A 19,491-nucleotide genomic window follows, 5' to 3' on the forward strand; every position below is an offset into this window, starting at 1 on the left:
GGTTACGGCACCCGCCACTCGCCCGGTTACGGCACCCGCCCGTCGAGCGAGTCGACCCACCCCATCGACTCGTAGGCGACCGACAGGCCGGGGGTGCCGGTGGCGCGGGAGTCGTAGGACTCGTACGCCAGCAGCTGGGCCGACTTCGGGTCGATGACCAGCCGGACCTCGCCGTCGGGGCCCTTGGATCCGAAGGCGCTCGCCAGCGGCAGCGTGACCGACAGGCCGCGGCGGCCGAGCTGGTCGGTCACCATGCCGTCGGAGCGGACACCGGGCTGCTGGGCGAGGACGCGGTAGAGCGCGGCCTTGGTGCCCGGCGTGATCGGACCGGCGAGCAGGTCCTGCGCGGTCGTCCACACGTAGTAGGGGTAGGGGTCGACGTTCTGCGGCCCGCCCGCCCGCTGGACGTCGAGGGCGCGGCGCTTGCGCAGGTAGCGGCTCAGGTCGTCGGCATCGGTGGGCAGCTTGAGCAGATCATCGGTCTGCACCTGCTCGTTCCCGATCTGGAAGTGCAGCGGGATGTCGTAGTTGTTCACCGACGGCTTCCGCTCGTCCTTCTCGACGAGGTCGGGCGAGCCCGCCTTCACCCACTCCGCCCTGTCGGCGGGGGTCGGGAAGGTCGTGCGGACGTCGATCGAGGTGATGGTCCTGGAGCGGTCGCGGCCGGTCCGTGACATCCAGCTCTCCTGGCCGCCCGAGGAGAGATAGGTGTACGGGAGTTTGGTCACCTCGCGCTGCGGCCTCCGCGCCAGTTCCCCGGGCTTGGCCCCCTTGACGTCGGTGCGGGTGCTCTGGACGGTCTGCGTCCGCTCGCGGTCGTACCAGTAGCGTCCCGGCTTGACCTGCATGCGCTCGGCGGTCGCGGCGCTGGCCAGCAGGACGCCGCGCGCGTCCAGCTGACGGGTCGGCGTGGCGGCCGGGGTCCGCGCGGGCGAGGTGCCGTGGCGACCGGCCGCGGTGGTGGCCACGACCGTTCCCGCGGTGGCCGCGCACGCCGTCGCCAGCCCGGCGACCAGGATCGTCGGCCGCCACCGCGCCTTCCGTCCTTGAGTGGCGGAGGCGCCGCGCATGGCCCGGTCGAGGTCGTCCTCGCGGCGGCGCGCGTAGGCGTCCTCGGTCAGTTCGTCGAGCGCCGCGGGCTTGAGTGCACGGAACGTCGATTCGGGGTCGGTCATGGTGTTCCTGCCGTTTCCAAAGGTCATCGGGCCACCTCCTCGGCGACGTGGGGAAGGGTGCGGGCCGCGGGGTCGCCCTCCAGGGCGCGCGCGAGCCGTTTGCGCGCCCGGTGCAGCCGTACGAAGAACGTGGCGGCCGAGCAGCCGACGACCTTGGCCGCCTGGCGCGGGTCCAGGCCGTGCCAGTTGACCAGCGCGAGCGTCTCCAGGTCGCGTTCGGGCAGCCCGGCGATGGCGGCCAGCGCCGCCTCGCGTTCGACCACGTGCTCGGCGACGTCCCAGGCGGCCAGGTCCTGCGGGCCGGTGAGCGCGGCGACGCGGTCGGCGAGCACCCGGCGGCGCCGCCCGCTGTCGCGCTGCTTGTGCAGCAGGTTGCGGGCGACGGTCAGCAGCCAGGGCAGCGCCGGGTCGGGCACCTCGGCGAGGCGCCGCCAGGCGATGAGGAAGACCTCGCTGGCGATGTCCTCGGCGGTGTGCGGCTCGGCATGGGTGAGCGCGTACGCGAGCACGCGGCGGTAGCTCTGGTCGTAAAGCCTCGTGAACCGGGTGGCGGGATCATCCACGGAGGCCCTCCCGTCGGGGATGGGGATCAATGTCGTCGTCCTGTAGTCCCTCCGGGACCCGCTCGTTTACACTCCCAGCTCAATCGATCTTGAATGCCCCCTGGAGTCTCTCGTGCAGCCGATCACGGGCGCACCCCCTCTTCCGCAAGGCGCCGCCGCACTCAGCGCGTGGCGCGAGCTGCCCCGGGCCACGCGGCGCGAGCTGCTGCGCGCCGACGGGCCGCATCCCGACCCGGCGGCCGGTGTCGTCGCCGTCGGCTACGCGCGCGCCGTGCTCGCCAGGTCCCCGCTCCGGCACGCGGTGCCGCTGGTGGGCGTGCTCTTCGCGGTGCTGCTGCCGCTGATCGTGGTGCTGGTGGTCACGACCCACTCCAAGACGATCTCGAACGCGGTGGTCCTGCCACTGGCGCTGGCGGGCGCGCTGGCCTGGCGGATCCGGATACGCGGCCGGCTCGTCGCGCTGCACCGGATGGAGAGCGTCAACTCGGCCGCGCTGTGGGAGACCGAGCGCGGCGCACCCATTCAGGCTGCTGAACGTTCGGCGCCGACCACCGCCGAGGAGGTCGAGATCCGGTACAACGCGGGGGCGCTGCGCAGGCAGTACGCGTTCCTCGCGGTGTACGGGCTGGTCGCGGTCGCCGTGCTGGCGGTGCTGTTCTGGTACGCGGCGGTGGCCGTCGCGGTGCTCATGGTCGTGGTCATCGCGCGGACGGTCGTCGTCACGCGCCGCCACGTCCGCCCGGACCTGCCGATGCTGGTCATGGACGCCGAGGGCGTGCGGATCCCGGCGATGAGGGCCCGGCTGGCGTGGGCCGACCTCACCGAGATCCGCGTCAAGCCGTTCCGCGCGTGGCTGTGGGGCAAGGACCGGCACGCGACGGTCTTCGTGCTCGCCGATCCCGAGGTCTTGTCGTCCCAGCTCGATCCCTGGTGGACGCGCCGGACACAGCTGTCGACGAAGGCGCACGGCTCGCCGCTCGCGGTCGCCGACCTCTCGCTCGACCACACCTCCGAGGAGACCGCGTCAGCGGCAGCGGCGCTGAGCGGTCTCCCCGTGCGGCGTTTCGGCCTCTGAGCCGGCCACGAGTTATCCGCGGGTCGCGGTGATGAGGCGGGCGGTGTCGCGGGTGCCCAGGCGGACGAACAGCGGCAGCGTGCCCAGGCCGGCCGGGTAGGCCTTCAGGTCACCGCCGTTCACCACCTTGTGGCGGGCGACGTCGTACCAGCGTCCCGGCGGCAGGTGAACGTCGCGGGAGGTGCCCTCGGCCAGCAGCGGCGCGGCCAGCAGCGAGTCGCCCAGCAGCCACTCGTCGTTGATCCCGTAGGACGCGCGGTCCCGGGGGAACTCGAAGAACAGCGGCTTCATGATGGGCTCGCCGGACGCGACGGCCCGCTTCACCTGCGCCTGGATGTAGGGGTTGAGCGCCTGGTGGAGCTTCATCGCCTCGCCGTAGTACCGCGCGACCTCCGGCGGGTACTCGACCCACTTCTTGTTCACGTGGTCGTACACCCGGATCGGCGAGGTCGAGGAGTAGACCAGCGGCATCACCGCGGCGGCCTGCGCCCAGCGGACCAGGACGTCCTTGGTGGGCGGCGGCATGCTGTCCGAGCCGCCGATCATGTCGGTCTCGACGAACGGGTAGCCGATGACCGAGACGGCCAGGTTCTGGTTGACGGCGGCCCGCAGCGAGTTCCAGTCGGTGCCCTTGTCGACCGTGCGGGTGACGAAGCCGTACTTCTGCGCGCCGGTCCAGTGCACGCGGATGCCGATGCCCTGCTGGTCGAAGCCGTCGGCGAGCTCGGCGCCGAGGCGCCGGTAGTCGGCGGCGGTCAGTCCGTTGGACGCGGCGCAGCGCTCGTCGAAGAAGCGGGTGTCGAACTTGAAGCCGTCGACGCCGTAGTCGCGTTCGAGGGCGTGCAACTGGTCCTCGTACCACGTGTAGGCGGCCGGGTTGCCGAGGTCGATGAGGCCCGCCTTGCCGTTCCACCAGGTGACGGTGCACGGCTGGGACGGGTCGTCCTTGGACTTCAGCAGGTAGCCCTTGTCCTTGGCGACCTTGTAGTTGTCGGCGTCCAGGTTGATCCACTGGGTGACCCAGACGCCGAACCTGTAGTTCATGCCGTGGATCTCGGCGGCCATCGCCTTGGGGTCGGGGAACTTGTCGTTCCAGGTGAAGTCGCCGTAGTGCTTCATCCAGCCGTCGTCGAGCGACATGGTGTGGCCCGGCAGGCCCTTGGCGTGCAGGGAACGGGCGTACTCCAGGAAACTCTTCTGGTCGACGCTGGAGTAGAACTGCGCCCAGGAGTTCCAGAGCGGGCTCGCGTACTGCTCGGGGGTCGCGTCGCTCTTCTCGGGCTTGCCCGCGATGCCGATGTAGTCCTCGTAGACCTGGCGCGGGGTCTGCTCGACGAAGACGGTGGCCTTGAGCGAGGCGGTGTCGGCGACGCTCAGGTCGGCGACGCCCGCCTGCTCGCGGCCGAGCGAGACGTGCATCAGGTTGCCGGTGTCGATGTAGACCCCGGCGGCCGACTGGGTGAACCAGAACGGCTCGATCATCAGGTAGGACGCCGGGCCGAACGCCTTGTCGTTGACCTGCTCGTCGCCCTGGGCGGCGTCCAGCGGCCACGGCTGGCGGGTGTCGGGCTCGCCCTCGGCGTCGCTCTTGGCCTCGCCGTGGCCGTACCAGTGGCCGGCGGACTTGAGGTCGAAGTGCAGCCCCGAGGTGGTCGCCTTGACGCCTTCGACCGAGCTTTCCAGGCCGTAGCGGTCCGCGCCGGGCTTGATGGTCACGTGCAGGGTCGCGTTCGCGTCGGTGGTGGCGACGGTCAGGTCGAGGACGCCGTGCTTCCAGGCGGCCTTGCGGACGGCGGTCGGCGTCGTGCGGCCGTTCGGGCCGGTGAAGTCGAGCGCGCCGGTGCCCGCGGTGGCGAGCACGGTGCGCCCGCGACGCTCGGTCGTGATCGAGAACGGGCTCTTTCCGATCACGATCGAATATGACCGCGTCGTGAGCGTGAGCTCGTGGCCGCCCTGCCGGAGGGCGGGCCCGTCCGCGGCCGCGGCCGCGGGCAGGGCCGCGGGTACGGCGGCGACCAGGGGTGTTGTCAGGGTCAGACAGGCGAGTAGGCGGGAGAGACGGCTCTGCGGCACGGACACCTCGCAGGGAACGGAGCTGGACCTCCCCCGATGGGCCTGCTCACTTGCTCATTCGTGAGTGCTTTATGCGATTTGCAAGCATAGATGCGCACTCACCGAAGATCAATGAGCCGTTCCACCGCCGCGTCGATGACCTCGTCCTTCTTGCAGAACGCGAACCGCACGAAGTGCGCGCCCGCCGCCGCGTCGTCGTAGAAGACCTGCGTGGGGATCGCGACGACGCCCGCCTTCTCCGGCAGCGCCCGCGCCAGCTCCATCCCGTCGGTGAAGCCGAGCGGGCGGATGTCGGCCTGGACGAAGTAGGTGCCCTGCGGCCGGTAGGTCTCGAAACCCGCCGCCTCCAGCCCGCTGATCAGCCGGTCGCGCTTGCCCTGCAGGGACTTGCGCAGCTCCTCCACCCACGGCATCTCGTTGCGCAGCGCGTACGCCGTGGCCCGCTGCCAGGGGCCGCCGACCGCGTAGGTGACGAACTGCTTCACGGTCTGCACGGCGCGGACGTAGGGCGCGGGCGCGGTCACCCAGCCGGTCTTCCAGCCGGTGACCGAGAACGTCTTGCCGGTGGAGGAGATCGAGACGGTCCGCTCGCGCATCCCCTCCAGCGTGGCCAGCGGGATGTGCTCGGCGTCATCGAAGGTGAGGTACTCGTACACCTCGTCGGTGATCGCGACCAGGTCGTGCTCGCGGCAGACGTCGGCGATCACCTGGAGCTCGTCGCGGGTGAAGACGGTGCCCGCCGGGTTGTGCGGCGAGTTGACCAGGATCACGCGCGTACGCGGGCCGACGGCCGCCCGCAGCTCGTCCGGGTCGAAGGTGAAGCGCCCCTGCACCGGGCGCAGCGTCACCGCGCGCCGGACCGCCCCGGCCAGCGCGATGGTGGCGGCGTAGGAGTCGTAGTACGGCTCGAAGACGATGACCTCGTCGCCCGGCCCGGCCAGCGCCATCACCGAGGCGGCGATGGCCTCGGTGGCGCCGACGGTCACGAAGACCTCGGTCGCCGGGTCGAACTCCAGCCCGTAGCGGTCCAGGCGCTGCGCCGCGACCGCCTCGCGCAGCTCGGGGATGCCGGGGCCGGGCGGGTACTGGTTGCCGCCGCCGCGGATCGCGTCGATGGCCGCCTCCAGCATCGCCGGCGGGCCGTCGGTGTCCGGGAAGCCCTGGCCGAGGTTGATGGAGCCGGTGGCGACGGCCATCGCGGACATCTCCGCGAAGATCGTCGTGCCGAAACCCTGCATGCGCGGTACGAGAGGTTCTCCCACCCGCCCCACCCTAGAAGACCGGGCGCGCCCCGATCAGATCCAGCCCATCTCGCGGGCGGCTCGGACGGCCGCCAGCCGGTTGGACTCGCCCAGCTTGGTCATCGCGCTCGACAGGTAGTTGCGGACCGTGCCCTCCGACAGGTGCAGCAGCGTCGCGATCCGGCCGGTCTCGGTGCCCGCGCCGATCAGCCGGAGGATCTCGCGTTCCCGTTCGGTCAGCGGGTTGTCGCCCGCCGCCATCGCGGCCGCGGCCAGCTCGGCGTCCAGGTAGCGGCCACCCGCGTGGACCTTGCGGATCGCGGCGGCCAGTTCCTCGGTCGGGGCGTCCTTGGCCACGAACCCGCGTACCCCGGCCGCCATCGCCCGGCGCAGGTAGCCGGGGCGGGCCAGGCTGGTGAGGATGCAGACCGAGCAGCGGGCCCCGGCGCGGTGCAGCTCCTCGGCCACGGTCAGCCCGTCGGCGCCCGGCATGTCGATGTCGAGCACGGCGACATCGGGATCGTGCTCGGCGACCGCGGCGGCCACCTCGTCCCCGCGCGCCAGCTCCGAGACCACCTCCAGGTCGTCCTCCAGGGTGAGGAGGGCGGCCACCGCGCCGCGGATCAGGTGCTCGTCGTCGGCGAGCAGGATCGTGATCACGCGGCCTCTCCCAGTGGGATCACCACGCGCAGCAGGAAGCCGTCGCGGCCGTCCCGGTCGGCGGTGAGCGTGCCGCCGACGACGGCGACCCGTTCGGCCAGCCCGGTAAGGCCGGACCCGGCCTCGGAGTCCGAGTCGCGGGCGCCGTCGTTGCCCATCTCCAACACCACCGTTCCCGACGAAGTCGGCCCGGGGGGCGTGGGGGGTGGTCCCCCCTCAGGCTGTACGGAGCCACCGTAGACGAGGACGGAGATGCGGCAGCGGCGCGCCTCGCTGTGCTTGATCACGTTCGTGGCGCCCTCGCGGATCACCCAGGCGAGCACGGACCGTACCTCCGGTGGGAGCTCGGGCGGCGGCTCGGTCTCGCACCGCACGCCGGCCGCCTCCAGTACGGCGCGCACGCCCGCGAGCTCGGCGTCGAACTCGACCGCGCGGTAGCCGCGTACGGCGGCCCGCACCTCGCGCAGGGCGCCTCGGGCCGCGTTGCGCACGTCCATCATCTCCGCCTTGGCGCGGTCGGGGTCGCCCTCGGTCATCCGCATGGCCAGCTCGCTCTTGACCGCGATGAGGGAGAGGCTGTGGCCGAGCAGGTCGTGCAGGTCGCGGGAGAAGCGGACCCGTTCCTCGGTGACCGCGAGTCTGGCCTGCGCCTCGCGGGCGGCGTGCGCCTCCTGGTGCAGGTCCCACATGCGCATCTGGTAGCGGTTGAAGTAGACCGCGACAGCGAAGGAGACCGAGAGGACCGCGAACGTGATCGGGATCGAGGCCCACCCCCTGCCGTACCAGTGCGACGGGTGGTTGGCGGCGACGATGATCGGCGTGCAGTAGGCCGCGGTTCCCAGGCACAGCGCGGTCAGCCGCCGCCGGTTCCGCTCCGAGAGCGACACCGTGCCCACCCAGAAGACCGGGACCAGGATCCACACGGGCTGGCTGAGCATCATCAGGGCCAGCAACGCCGTGACGGCGCCGCTCGCGATCCGGTCCCGGCGGGTCGCCCGGCCCATCAGGCCGGCCCGGATCAGCCGCTCGTAGAACAGGCAGCCGACGACGAGCCCGGCGGTGGCGGCCACGGCCACCGGGACCGGCAGCTTTCCGCCGGCGGTCTGGTCGAACAGGGCGATCACGGGCGGCGCGATGATGCCCACCATGGCGAACATGAAGGACCAGTAGGTCACCCGGCGGAACTTCTCGAACCCGCTCGCCGCGCGTTCTTCGAGTTCGGCGGCGGTCGCGGAGCCCATGTCAGTCGTCCTCCCCCCTCTCGCGCACACTATCGGGATCAGGCATGCCGGGGCTCCCACCGGAACCAGCGGCGGGCCGCCCACAGCCCCAGGGCCGCCCAGAGGACGAAGATCCCGAGCGCCTTGGCGTACGAGGCGAGCGAGCCGTCTCCGAAGTAGGCGTCGCGGGTGATCTCCACCAGCGGGCTCAGCGGCAGGAACCGCGCCGCCTGCTGGACGGCCTCGGGCGCGCTGTCCAGCGGGAACATCACGCCTGAGCCGATCATGCACGCGAAGATCAGCGGCAGTACGGTCAGCTGGGCCATGTCGGCGTTCGGCGTGAGCCCGGAGACCGCGAACGCCAGCAGCGCGAACACCGGGATGCCGAGCACGAGGCCCACCAGCAGCATCGGGAGGTCGGCCGGGAACCTGCCGCCCAGCGTGGCGCCCATGACCACCAGGAGGAGAACGGCCTGGATCAGGTAGAGGGCCCCGGACATCACGGCGCTGCCGCCCAGCAGCTCGGCCTCCGTCAGCGGCCCGCTGCGCAACCGCTTGAGCGTGAGGTCCTCGCGCCGTGCGGTGAAGACGGTCACCAGGTTCATGAAGACCGAGAAGACCAGGAAGTAGGCCAGGTAGCCGGTGCCGACGTACAACGCCGAGTCGATGCCCGCGCTCTTCTGCCCCTTGACCGAGTACAGCACCGAGGCGAACAGCAGCGGCAGGCCGATCACGGTGAACAACGCGGTCCGGTTGCGCCACAGCAGGGACAGATCCAGCCGGACGACCCACATGACATTGGCGAGTCTCATCGCGCTCCCCCATCGGCGGTGTTCAGGAAGACGTCCTCCAGCGAGGCCGAACGGGCCTGGAGACCGTCCAGCTCCAGCGACCGTTCCTCGGCCCAGCGCAGCAGTTCGTACAGCGGCCGTTGCACGCCGGTGACGGTGTAGGTGGCGACGGCCTGCCCGTTGGCGATCGCAATGTCGGCGGCGCTCCCCCGCAGCGACGGCAGCTCACCGACCGGGACCTGGTGCGGCACCTGGAAGGTGATCCGGTCCCCGTGCCCGGCGACCACCTCGGCGACGGTGCCGCTCAGCTCGATCCGCCCCCGGTGCATGATCGCGAGCCGGTCGGCCAGCCGTTCGGCCTCCTCCAGGTAGTGCGTGGTCAGCAGCACCGTGGTGCCGCCCGCGACCAGCCCCTGAACGATCTCCCAGGTGGCCCGCCGCGCCTCCGGGTCCATACCGGTGGTCGGCTCATCCAGGAACAGCACCCGGGGCCGCCCGAGCAGCGCCAGCGCCAGGTCCAGGCGCCGCTTCTGCCCGCCCGACAGCTGCCGGGTCCGTACATCCGCCTTGTCGGCCAGCCCGGTCAGCTCCAGCACGTCCTCGCGCGGCGCCCCCGCGAGGCCGCGCCAGTGCCGCACCGTCTCGGCGACCGTCAGGTCGGCGAAGAACCCCGCCTCCTGGAGCATGATCCCCAGCTGCGGCCGGAGCTCCCGCCGATCCCGGTACGGCTCCATCCCGAGCACCCGCACCTCGCCCGCGTGAACGGGCCGGAAGCCCTCCAGCGCCTCCATCGTCGTCGTCTTTCCGGCCCCGTTGGTGCCGAGCAGGGCGAACAGCTCGCCCTCCCGCACATCGAACGAGACCCCTCCCACGGCCTCGAAGTCCCCGTACCGCTGCCGCAGGCCCTCGACCTGTATGGCTTGATCCATGCCTCAAGCCTCCCGGCGCGCCCGCTCCCCCGGTAGAAGCCGCCGTCATCGGCTCCGGACGCGCCGGTCACACGATCGACATGACAGCTGTCATGCGTAGGCTGGGGGCATGCGCGTGGCTTTGTGTCAGATCGAGGTCGGCGACGACCCCAAGGAGAACCTCCAGCGGATGATCGACGCCCTGCGCGGGGCGCCGGAGGCCGACCTGGCGGTGTTCCCCGAGGCGTCCATGGTCAGGTTCGGCAACCGGCTCGCGGACGTCGCCGAGCCGCTGGACGGCCCGTTCGTCACGGCCCTACGCAAGGCGGCCCGCGAGCACCACACCGCCGTGATCGCGGGCGTCTTCGAGCCCGCCGGAGACCGCGTCCACAACACGGTCGTGGGGATCGAGGCCACCGGCGAGATCTCCGGCTCGTACCGCAAGATCCATCTGTTCGACGCGTTCAGCGACCGCGAGTCCGAGGACGTCGCCCCGGGCGCCGAACCGGTCGTGCTGGACCTGGCCGGGACCCACATCGGCGTGATCACCTGCTACGACGTGCGCTTCCCCGAGCTGGCCCGCGCCCTGGTCGACCGCGGCGCCGAGATCCTGGCCGTCCCCGCCGCCTGGGCCCAGGGCGTCTTCAAGGAAGAGCACTGGACCACCCTGGTCCGCGCCCGCGCGATCGAGAACACCACCTGGGTGATCGCCGTCGACAAGGCCCCCGACCGTTCCCGCCCGCCGCGCGGCGCCCCCGGCGGCGTCGGCCGCAGCCAGCTGATCGACCCGATGGGCACCGTCGTCGCCGACCTCGGCCCGTTCCCCGCGGTCCGCGTCGCCGAGCTCGACCTGGGCGTCACCGAGCGGGTCCGGTCGATCCTGCCGTCCCTGACCCACCGCCGCCCCGAGCTGTTCTGACCCCGGCGGCTCAGTCCGTCGGCGTCCTTGGCGTCCATGGCGCCCCCGGCGTCATGCCCCGGTCGCGCTCGCGGATGAAGTCGACGTGCTCCGGCTCGCGGCCGGGCCAGGTGAGGCGGGTGGGGGTGACGGGCGTCTCGGCGAGCACGCGGCCCCGGGAGATGACGTGGCTGGGGCGGGTCTGGCGGCGTACGGCGTCGCGGGGCGAGGCGGCCGGGAGGACGACCAGGTCGGCCGGGCGGCCGGGCTCGATGCCGTAGGCGTCGGTCAGGTTGAGGACGCGGGCGGCGCGGCTGGTGACCATGGCGAACGCCTCGTCGATCTCGGCGGCGCCGGTGAGCTGGGCGGCGGCGATGCCCGCCAGGGCGACCTGGAGGGGGAACGCGGTTCCGAGCGGATACCAGGGGTCCATCACGTCGTCATGGCCGAACGCCACGTTCACGCCCGCCGCGAGCATCTCCTTGACCTGGGTGAGGCCGCGGCGCTTGGGGTAGGCGTCGAAGCGGCCCTGCAGGCAGAGGTTGGCGAGCGGGTTGCAGACCAGGTTGATGCCGCTGCGGGCCAGGATGCGCTGCAGCTTGTACGAGTAGGCGCCGTTGTAGGAGCCCATGGCGGTGGTATGGGAGGCGGTCGCGCGCTCGCGCAGGCCGCCGCGCCGGGCGAGGGTCGCCAGGACCTCGACGAAGCGGGACTGCTCGTCGTCGATCTCGTCGCAGTGGGCGTCGATGAGCAGGCCGTGGCGTTCGGCCAGCCGGAACGCGATCTCCAGGGAACGGACGCCGTCCTCACGGGTGTCCTCGAAGTGCGGGATCGCGCCGATGACGTCGACGCCTCGGCGGGCCGCCTCCTCGAGCAGCTCGGCGCCGTCGTCGAAGGAGCAGACGCCCTCCTGCGGGAAGGCCACGAGCTGGACGTTGACGACGTCACGGACCTGCTCGCGGACCTCCAGCATCGCGTCGAGGGCCACCAGGCCGGGATCGGTGACGTCCACGTGGCTGCGGACGTGCAGGACGCCGTTGGCCGCGTACCAGCGCAGGACCTCGGTGGCGCGGGCGATCACGTCGGCGCGGGTGAGGGTCTGCTTGCGTTCGCTCCAGACCGCGATGCCCTCCCAGAGGGACCCGGAGGCGTTCCAGCGCGGCTCGCCCGCGGTGAGCGTGGTGTCGAGGTGAACGTGAGGCTCGACGAACGGCGGGCCGACCAGGGCCCCGGAGGCGTCCAGGAGCACCTCGCCCCGGCCCTGGCCTGCGGGCAGGACGCGGCCGAAGCGGTCACCGTCGATCTCGATGTCATGAAGGCCGTCGCGACCGTGCAGGTGGGCGTTGCGGATCTGGATCATGCCAGGCTCCTGCGGCGGGCGGCCGTGTCCGGGTTGAGCTGTGACGATGACATTTGATCACGACGATACCGACCGCGCCGCGTCACCGGTTGGCCGAGTCCCGCGACGCAGGCCCCCTGACCTCGGTAACCTCGGAGAGGGCACCGCGAGGAGAGAGGCAGCCGGGGGAACGGATGGACGCAGGGGACGACCCCGAACCGCCACCCGGGACACCCGGGCTGGAGTTCCTCGACGACCCGTGGGCGGTGCGCGGCTTCGTCGCCGCACAGGCCGCGCGGCACGGCGTGATCGGCAACCGGGCCGCCCTGCTGGTCATCGCCGCCGGGAACGTTGCAGAGCACCTGGTGAAGGAGGGCGCGAGCCCCGCCACCGTACGGGTGTGGCCGCTACCCGAGGCGCTCATCTGCCACTTCGAGGCCTCGGCCGGCAACGCCCCGGCCCATCCCCCGCCGCAGACGCTGCGCGACCGGGTCGAGGTGAGCACGGTCGGCGCCACGACGACCATCAGACTGCCCAGGCCCGCGAGACCGGTGGACTCGACCGGCTCGGCGGATCCGCTCGGCCCCCCCGGCCCCCTCGGACCGCTCGGACCGCTCGGCTCGGTCAGGCGCCCAGGCGGGTCTTGACCACCTTCCCCATGGCGTTGCGCGGCAGCGATTCGACCAGGTGGACCACGCGAGGCCGCTTGTGGGCCGACAGGCGTTCGGCGACGAAGTCGATGAGCTGCTTGTCCGTGACGCCTTCGGCGACGACGTAGGCGGTCACCTGCTCGCCCAGGTCGGCGTGCGGCGTGCCGATGACGGCGGCCTCGCGTACGGCGGGATGCGACAGCAGCGCGTTCTCGACCTCCCCGGCCCCGATCCGGTAGCCGCCGCTCTTGATCAGGTCGGTGGAGGCGCGGCCGACGATGCGGTGCCAGCCGTCGGGGCCGATCGCCGCGATGTCGCCCGTACGGAACCAGCCGTCGGCGGCCAGGCTCTCGGCCGTCGCCTCCGGGCGGCCCAGATAGCCGTCGAAGATCATCGGGGCGCGGACGTACAGCTCACCCGGCGTCTCGCCGTCGTGCGGCACGGGCGCGCCGTCCTCGGCGGCCAGCCGCGTCTCCACCCCGTTGAGCGGCAGGCCCACGTGGCCGGGGCGGCGGTCGCCGCCGGCGCGCGCGCTGATGGTGATGAGCGTCTCGGTCATCCCGTACCGCTCGACCGGGCGGTGGCCGGTGAGGCCCGCCAGCTTCTCGAACACCGGCACCGGGAGCGGCGCGCTGCCCGACACCAGCAGCCGCGCGCCCTGCAGCGCACGCGCCGAGCCGGGGTCGTCGCAGACCCGGGACCAGACGGTCGGGACGCCGAAGAACAGCGATCCGCCTCGTTCGCGCGCGGCGGCGGCGTAGGCGTCGGGGCGCGGCCGGACGGTGTGCACCAGCGGCGAGCCGGTGCGCAGCGCCCCGAGCACGCCCAGGACCAGCCCGTGCACGTGGAACAGCGGCAGCCCGTGCACCAGCGTGTCGCCCGCCGTCCACTCCCACGCGCCCGCGAGCGCGTCCAGCCCGGCGGCGATCGCGCGCCGCGAGATCAGCACGCCCTTGGGCGCGCCGGTCGTGCCGCTGGTGTAGAGGATCAGCGCGGTCGCAGCGTCGTCCGCCCGTTCCGGTGAACGATCGGCGGTCCCGAGCTCGTCGACCGGGACCAGCGCCGGGCCGCCCTCACCCTCGTAGGCGCCCTTGGCGGCCAGCATCAGCTGCGCGCCCGAGTCGCCGAGGATGTGGTCGCGTTCGGCGGGCCCGGAGTCGGGCGGGAGCGGCACGACCGGCACCCCGGCGAGGATCCCGCCCACCACCGCCACCACCGTCTCCAGGCTCGCGGTCGCGTGCACGGCGACCGCCGACGCGCCGCCGATCTCACCGGCCACCGTCGACGCGCGGCGCAGCAGTTCCTCCCGGGAGAGGGCACGGTCGCCGACGCGCACGGCCTCCTCGGTGTCGCGGGCGGGCCCGAGCAGCTCCATCAGCGCTCCTCTTCGTCGGGTTCGTCGTCGGGTTCGGTCTCGGTCGCGTCCAGCCAGGCCAGGATCGCCTCGGTGTGCTCGCCGAGCAGCGGCGGCGCGGTGTGCTCGCGCGGCGCCGCGCCGTCGAAGCGCAGCGGCGGCCCGGGCAGCTCGATCGGGCCGAGCCTCGGGTGGTCGACCTCGATGACCAGGCCCTGCGAACGGGTCTGCTCCCACTCGTAGACCTCGTCGATGGAACGGACCGACCCGGCCGGGACGCCCGCCTCCCCCAGCCGGTCCAGCCACTCCCGCCGGGTGCCGCCCGCCAGCGCCTCCTCGATCGCCTCGGTCAGCTGCGCGCGGCGCGCCGAGCGGGCCGGGATCGTCGCGTACGCAGGGTCGTCGGGGTCCAGGCCGACCAGGGGCGCGAACCGGTGCCACAGGTTCTGGTTCGCGACGCCGATCTGCAGGATGCCGTCGGCACAGCGGAACGTGCCGTACGGGGCGATCGAGGGATGGTCGTTGCCGACCGACTCGGGCACGTCCTTGGCGACCGTCCAGCGGGTGCCCTGGAACATGTGCGCGCCGACGACCGACGCCAGCAGCGAGGTCCGCACGACCGTGCCGCGCCCGGTCCGTTCCCGCTCGTACAGCGCCGCCAGCACGCCGGACACGCCGTTGGACGCGGCGAGGACGTCGGCGATCGACAGGCCCACCTTGCTGGGCGTGCCGGGCGGACCGGTGACGCTCATGATCCCGGCCTCGCCCTGCATGATCGCGTCGTAGCCGGGCCGGTCGCCCTCGGGGCCGTCGTGCCCGAACCCGGTGATCGACAGCACCACCAGGCGCTCGTTCAGCTCGTGCAGGCGTTCCACCGGGAAGCCGAGCCGGTCCAGGACGCCGCGCCGGAAGTTCTCCACCAGCACGTCCGCGCGCCGGACCAGCCGCTCCAGGGTCGCCTTCCCTTCGCCGGACTTCAGGTCGAGGGTGATCGACTCCTTGTTGCGGTTGCACGACAGGTAGTAGGTGCTGATCTCGTCGTCGCCGGCGAACGGCGGGCCCCAGCCGCGCGTCTCGTCGCCGGTGCCGGGCTGCTCGACCTTGATGACGCGGGCGCCCAGGTCGGCGAGGGTCTGGGTGGCGTGCGGCCCGGCCACCACGCGGCTGAGGTCGACGACGAGGACGCCGTCGAGCGGTCCGGTGGGCAAAGAGCTCCTCCTTCGGGGGCAGCGCCCGGCAAACGCCGGACCGGCGGGCCGATACCTCCTGTACCTCCTGGAAGTATGCCGTTCGTGCCAGACCAGACCCTGACCTACCCGGCCCTTGCCGGGCGGGTGCTCGCGCTGCCGCCCTCCTGCGGGCCGGTGCGCGTCGTCGCGATCGACGGCCCGAGCGGCGCGGGCAAGTCCACGTTCGCGCCCCGGCTGGCCGCCGCGCTCGGCGACGCCCTGGACGACGGCCTCGGTGAGGCTCCCGTGGTGCGCTCGGACGACTTCCGCGTCCCGTGGGACTCCGACCCGCTGACCTGGTGGAAGCCGCTGGAGGACGCCGTGCTCGGCCCGCTGGCCACCGGCGGGGCGGCCGTGCTGCGCCGGTACGACTGGCATCGCGACATCTACGGCGACCCCGAGCGGATCGCGGCCCGCGAGGCGTTGATCATCGAGGGCGTCGGGGCCGCGTGGCACGGGTCGCCCGCCGCGTACCGGATCTGGATCGACGCGCCGCGCGAGGTCCGCCGCACCCGCGCGCTGGCCCGCGACGGCGCCGAGTGGGCCGATGCCTGGGACGACTGGGCGACCCGCGAGGAGCGCCATTTCGCCGCCGACGGAACTCGCGGCCTCATCGACCTCGCCGTCGACGGCACCCGCGTCGGCGCCACCGCGTTCACCACCGCGTCCGCCACCGGCCGCTGATCACCGCCCGCCGATCGCCGCTCGCAGCCGGAAAGCATCGGCCAAAAGGGTTTCCGGGCGTTGGAACGTGCTCCACCGCCCTATCGAACGGGTTACTGTATGGGCACTCACGACTCCGCCCTGCCCCCGCGGATCGTCCGGCAGCGGAGGTCGCGGAGGTGTTCCCGCCCAACACGGGATGTCCCGGCGCGCAGGGTCACTGCGCGCGGTTGCTCGCGTCCACGCTGACCACCGTCACCGACGCGGCGCAGGTCGACGGCTGCGGGCTCATCCTGGTGGCGAACGGCGCGCCGCACGCCGTCGGCGGCTCCGATCCCGACGGCCGCCTCCTCGAACGCGCCCAGGTCGCGATCGGCTCCGGCCCCGCGTTCCGCTGCATGATCTCCGGCCGCGCCGTGGCGATCCGCGACCTGCCCGCCGACTACCCGCACGGCCATCCCGAGCTCGCGCCCTCGGCGGGCCGGGTGCGCGCCGTGCTGTCGGTGCCGGTCACGATCGGCAGGATCGTCGCCGGCTCCCTTGACCTGTACGACCTCGAACCGCACGACTGGCCGCCGGCCCGGCTCACGGCCGGCACGGAACTGGCCGAGGTGATCGGCTCGGTGCTGTATCTGCTCGCCACGACGAGCGAACCGGTGTCGAGTCCGATTTCGGGGGTACCTCGTTGACGTCGCAAACCCGGGTGTACGCGGCGACCGTCAACTGTCCGTCAAGCACGATGCCGGTCAGGCTGGAGGAACGCCACCATGCACCTCGACCCGGAGGCACTGGACGCAAGCCTTCGCATGCTGCGCCACACGCCTCGGGAACCCGATCTGAGGCGTGCGCTCGCCAAGGTCGTCACCGCCGTCAACAGGCTGTTCCCCTGCGACGGCGCGGGGCTGATGTTCGCCGACGCCAGCGGCGTGCTCCGCTATGTGACGGCGACCGACGAGAGCGGCCGCAGTCTGGAGCTCGCCCAGGCCGAGCTGAACGAGGGCCCCTGCGTGGACGCCTATGTGCACGACCGCCTGGTGGCCAGTCCCGACGTCACCCGTGACGTCCGCTGGCCGGCGCTGGCCCGGATCGTCCAGACCGAGGTGCGCGCCGTGCTCGGGGCCCCGGTACGGCTGTCGGGGACACCGATCGGCTGCCTCAACCTGCACGCCGCCGAGCCGCGCCGCTGGGAGGACAGCGACCTGCGGGGCCTGCCCGCGTACGCCGAGCTGATCGAGGAGATCATCTGTGCGGCGCTCGCCGCCGAGCACACCGGCACGCTCGCCCGCCAGCTCGAGCGCGCCCTGCACGACCGTGCCGTGATCGAGCGCGCGATCGGGTTCCTGATGGCCGACCGGGGCCTGGACGCCAAGGAGGCGTTCGACCACCTGCGGCGCCAGGCCCGCAACAGCCGCCGTCGCATCGTGCACATCTCGGCCGAGCTGCTGGGCGAGCCCATCCCGCTCCCCCAGCGCCCGTCCGCCTCCTGAGGATTGGTCCTGCGACCAGATCCCCCAATGGACCTGTGACAGAGCCATTGTTTCCGCGAATCTGGGACGCATGCGTTTCCAGCACTCACCACAGATCTGGTCCGACCATCCCTCGCTCGCGGCCGGGGCCGTGTCCGCGACGGGCATCACCGCCGACGCCTCCGTGACGGACCAGGTGGCGAGGTTCCACGCGATCGCCAAGGAACGCCTGTCGGCCTCACCCGAGTCGGAGTTCCCCGAGATCCAGGCGTGGCGCCGCACGTTCTCCCAGCTGGGCCTCAAGCCGACCCAGTACCGCTGCGCCTCGGAGTCGCTGCTGCGCCGCTTCCGCAAGGAGGGAACGCTCCCCGAGATCCACCCGCTGATCGACCTGTGCAACGCGATCTCGATGGCGTACGCGATCCCGGTGGCCGCCCTCGACGTCGCCCGGATCGACGCCACGCTGGAGGTCCGTTACGCGGCCGGCGACGAGAGCTATGAGACGTTCGGCGGCGAGATCGAGAACCCCGCGCCGGGCGAGGTGACGTTCGTCGACGCCTCCGGCCGCAGCCACGCCCGCCGCTGGACCAACCGCCAGAGCGGCCTGTCGGCCGTCCGCGCCTCGACGGCCTCGGTCCTGATCGTCGCCGAGGCCCTGCACGACACCGCCGCGACCGACGTCGCCGCCCTCACCGCCACCCTCGCCACCGAACTGGCCGCCGCCTGGCCCACGACCCCCAGGACCGCGATCCTCACCGCCACGGACCGCACCTTCGACTTCTGACGCACACGCTGCTGAGACACACGTCTTCTGACGCACACGCCTCCGGCGCACACGTCGTAACGTCGTGGCCGTGGTGATGATCCGATACGCACGAGCAGACGAGGCCGACGACATCCTGCGCTTCTGGAAGGTCGCCGGCGAGGACACCGACCGGCATGACTCCGTCCAGGCCTACCTCGCCCTGGTCGAACGCGACCCCGAGGCGCTCCTGGTGGCCGAGATCGACGGCGAGCTCGCCGGCACGCTCATCGCGGGCTGGGACGGCTGGCGGGCCCACCTCTACAGGCTGGCGGTGCACCCGGGCCATCGCCGCAAGGGCATCGGCCGCGCTCTGATCGAACGGGCCGAGGAACGGTTCGCCTCGTTCGGCGCGTTCCGCGCGGACGCCATGGTCCTGCATGACAACGAGCTCGCCCACCACGCCTGGGGCGCGGCGGGGTACGGGGTCCAGCCGCAGTGGGGGCGGTGGGTCAAGCCGTTGCGGTGACATGAACGGTGGTCGACATGAACGGTGGGGGAATTTGATCAACCCGGGAAGGGTGGGGCGTAGGGTGGGTTTTGCGCGATGTGGACCGCTCCTCTTCCCCCGGGAGTCACTCGGTGAGCCCTGAAAGCCCGCAGAACAACATCCCGCTGGGGCGGCCCACCCCCGCGCGCATGTACGACGAGGCGCTGCACGGCAAGGATCACTACGAGATCGACCGCGTCGCCAACACGACCCTGTACGAGGGCATCGGAGAGTCGTCGGTCCGCGGGACCGCGCTGGAGAACCGGCGCTTTCTCGGCCGGGCGGTGAAGCACCTGGCCCACGAGTGCGGGATCCGGCAGTTCCTCGACATCGGTTCGGGCCTGCCGACGATGCGCAACACGCATCAGATCGCGCAGGAGGCCAATCCCGACGCCAAGGTCGTGTACGTCGACTACGACCCGATCGTCGCGGTGCACGGGCGGGCTCTGCTGGCCGGGAACGGCACCCGGATCGTCACCGCCGACATGCGCGAGCCCGACACGATCCTCGAGCACCCCGACACGCTGTCGCTGATCGACTTCAACGAGCCGGTCGCGGTGCTGTTCGTCGCGGTGTTCCACTTCATCACGGCCGCCGAGGACCCGGCGCGGATCGTGCAGGCCTTCCGGGACCGTTCGGCGCCCGGCTCGTACGTCACGATCTCGCACCTGACCAGCGACGGGCCGCCCGAGGAGGAACGGCTCGCCTGGGTGAAGGCGTTCGAGGGCGCTACCTCCCCGCTGGTCTTCCGTACGGAAAAGGAGATCGGGGCGCTGTTCGACGGCTATGAGCTGGTCGAGCCCGGTCTGGTCCGCCCGTACACCTGGTACCCGGACGAGGAGGGGTCGCCGGAGACCTCCGCTCTCTTCGGTGGCGTGGGCCGCAAGGTCTAGC

General features: G+C 72.1%; 20 protein-coding genes. 9 read left to right on the forward strand and 11 right to left on the reverse strand.

Translation table 11 applies throughout. The features are described from left to right. Positions 1–26 precede the first annotated feature (26 nt). Entirely contained in the window at positions 27–1,202 is a 1,176-nt protein-coding gene (locus tag J4573_RS35105; protein WP_208260342.1) for a CU044_5270 family protein, read from the reverse strand. Then, positions 1,199–1,738, reverse strand: a complete 540-nt coding sequence (locus J4573_RS35110; protein WP_307797149.1) for an RNA polymerase sigma factor — start codon at positions 1,736–1,738, stop codon at positions 1,199–1,201. The genes J4573_RS35105 and J4573_RS35110 overlap by 4 nt, the downstream gene beginning before the upstream one ends. Positions 1,739–1,850: 112 nt before the next feature. Here J4573_RS35110 and J4573_RS35115 point away from each other — a divergent pair, with 112 nt between their 5' ends. Beyond that, positions 1,851–2,813: a hypothetical protein gene (locus J4573_RS35115; protein WP_208260344.1), complete on the forward strand. Its 963-nt coding sequence runs from the start codon at positions 1,851–1,853 to the stop codon at positions 2,811–2,813. 12 nt (positions 2,814–2,825) lie between these two features. Here J4573_RS35115 and J4573_RS35120 read toward each other — a convergent pair whose 3' ends face one another. The 6 genes from J4573_RS35120 to J4573_RS35145 all read right to left on the reverse strand — a co-directional run bounded on the left by J4573_RS35120 (position 2,826) and on the right by J4573_RS35145 (position 9,727). Next, the gene (locus J4573_RS35120) at positions 2,826–4,886 is read right to left on the reverse strand and encodes a glycoside hydrolase family 31 protein (RefSeq protein WP_208260346.1); all 2,061 of its coding nucleotides are present in this window, start codon (positions 4,884–4,886) and stop codon (positions 2,826–2,828) included. A 98-nt stretch (positions 4,887–4,984) separates the two neighbouring features. After that, positions 4,985–6,148, reverse strand: a complete 1,164-nt coding sequence (locus J4573_RS35125) for a pyridoxal phosphate-dependent aminotransferase (RefSeq protein WP_208260348.1) — start codon at positions 6,146–6,148, stop codon at positions 4,985–4,987. Between the two features lie 33 nt (positions 6,149–6,181). Beyond that, positions 6,182–6,787 carry a response regulator transcription factor gene (locus J4573_RS35130; RefSeq protein WP_208260350.1) on the reverse strand — a complete coding sequence of 202 codons (606 nt, stop codon included), beginning with the start codon at positions 6,785–6,787 and terminating at the stop codon, positions 6,182–6,184. Beyond that, complete coding sequence (locus J4573_RS35135) at positions 6,784–8,028, reverse strand: sensor histidine kinase (protein ID WP_208260352.1); 1,245 nt, start codon at positions 8,026–8,028, stop codon at positions 6,784–6,786. Before J4573_RS35135 ends, J4573_RS35130 begins: the two co-directional genes overlap by 4 nt. A 38-nt stretch (positions 8,029–8,066) precedes the next feature. Next, entirely contained in the window at positions 8,067–8,819 is a 753-nt protein-coding gene (locus J4573_RS35140) for an ABC transporter permease (RefSeq protein WP_208260354.1), read from the reverse strand. Beyond that, positions 8,816–9,727, reverse strand: coding sequence for an ABC transporter ATP-binding protein (locus J4573_RS35145; RefSeq protein WP_208260356.1), 912 nt, complete (start codon positions 9,725–9,727; stop codon positions 8,816–8,818). Before J4573_RS35145 ends, J4573_RS35140 begins: the two co-directional genes overlap by 4 nt. 109 nt (positions 9,728–9,836) lie before the next feature. Here J4573_RS35145 and J4573_RS35150 point away from each other — a divergent pair, with 109 nt between their 5' ends. Beyond that, entirely contained in the window at positions 9,837–10,625 is a 789-nt protein-coding gene (locus tag J4573_RS35150) for a carbon-nitrogen hydrolase family protein (protein ID WP_208260358.1), read from the forward strand. 10 nt (positions 10,626–10,635) lie between these two features. Here J4573_RS35150 and codA read toward each other — a convergent pair whose 3' ends face one another. After that, on the reverse strand, positions 10,636–11,964 hold the full coding sequence (gene codA, locus J4573_RS35155; RefSeq protein ID WP_208260360.1) for a cytosine deaminase: 1,329 nt from the start codon (positions 11,962–11,964) through the stop codon (positions 10,636–10,638). 173 nt (positions 11,965–12,137) lie between these two features. Here codA and J4573_RS35160 point away from each other — a divergent pair, with 173 nt between their 5' ends. Beyond that, positions 12,138–12,590, forward strand: coding sequence for a hypothetical protein (locus J4573_RS35160; protein WP_208260361.1), 453 nt, complete (start codon positions 12,138–12,140; stop codon positions 12,588–12,590). On the opposite strand, the gene J4573_RS35165 is transcribed toward J4573_RS35160, so the two are convergent. Together J4573_RS35165 and J4573_RS35170 are read right to left on the reverse strand one after the other, a co-directional pair. Continuing rightward, the gene (locus J4573_RS35165) at positions 12,568–13,968 is read right to left on the reverse strand and encodes an acyl-CoA synthetase (RefSeq protein ID WP_208260362.1); all 1,401 of its coding nucleotides are present in this window, start codon (positions 13,966–13,968) and stop codon (positions 12,568–12,570) included. The two genes, J4573_RS35160 and J4573_RS35165, sit on opposite strands and share 23 nt — an antisense overlap. Continuing rightward, positions 13,968–15,155, reverse strand: coding sequence for a CaiB/BaiF CoA transferase family protein (locus J4573_RS35170; RefSeq protein WP_208260363.1), 1,188 nt, complete (start codon positions 15,153–15,155; stop codon positions 13,968–13,970). The genes J4573_RS35165 and J4573_RS35170 overlap by 1 nt, the downstream gene beginning before the upstream one ends. Before the next feature lie 75 nt (positions 15,156–15,230). On the opposite strand from J4573_RS35170, the gene J4573_RS35175 reads away from it, so the two are divergent. The 6 genes from J4573_RS35175 (at position 15,231) to J4573_RS35200 (ending at position 19,490) form a co-directional block, all read left to right on the forward strand. Further along, positions 15,231–15,860, forward strand: a complete 630-nt coding sequence (locus J4573_RS35175) for a uridine kinase family protein (protein ID WP_208260364.1) — start codon at positions 15,231–15,233, stop codon at positions 15,858–15,860. A gap of 158 nt (positions 15,861–16,018) precedes the next feature. Continuing rightward, positions 16,019–16,528 (forward strand): GAF domain-containing protein, encoded by a 510-nt coding sequence (locus tag J4573_RS35180; protein ID WP_208260365.1) that lies wholly within the window; start codon positions 16,019–16,021, stop codon positions 16,526–16,528. A 78-nt stretch (positions 16,529–16,606) separates the two neighbouring features. Further along, entirely contained in the window at positions 16,607–17,326 is a 720-nt protein-coding gene (locus J4573_RS35185; protein ID WP_208260366.1) for a GAF and ANTAR domain-containing protein, read from the forward strand. A 70-nt stretch (positions 17,327–17,396) separates the two neighbouring features. Next, positions 17,397–18,089, forward strand: a complete 693-nt coding sequence (locus tag J4573_RS35190) for a B3/B4 domain-containing protein (RefSeq protein ID WP_208260367.1) — start codon at positions 17,397–17,399, stop codon at positions 18,087–18,089. Positions 18,090–18,165: 76 nt separating this feature from the next. Further along, on the forward strand, positions 18,166–18,576 hold the full coding sequence (locus tag J4573_RS35195; RefSeq protein WP_208260629.1) for a GNAT family N-acetyltransferase: 411 nt from the start codon (positions 18,166–18,168) through the stop codon (positions 18,574–18,576). Between the two features lie 113 nt (positions 18,577–18,689). Further along, complete coding sequence (locus J4573_RS35200) at positions 18,690–19,490, forward strand: SAM-dependent methyltransferase (RefSeq protein ID WP_208260368.1); 801 nt, start codon at positions 18,690–18,692, stop codon at positions 19,488–19,490. The last annotated feature ends 1 nt before the right edge of the window (position 19,491 follow it).

This window comes from Actinomadura barringtoniae (assembly GCF_017573505.1).
GTDB classification, from domain to species: Bacteria; Actinomycetota; Actinomycetes; order Streptosporangiales; family Streptosporangiaceae; genus Spirillospora; species Spirillospora barringtoniae.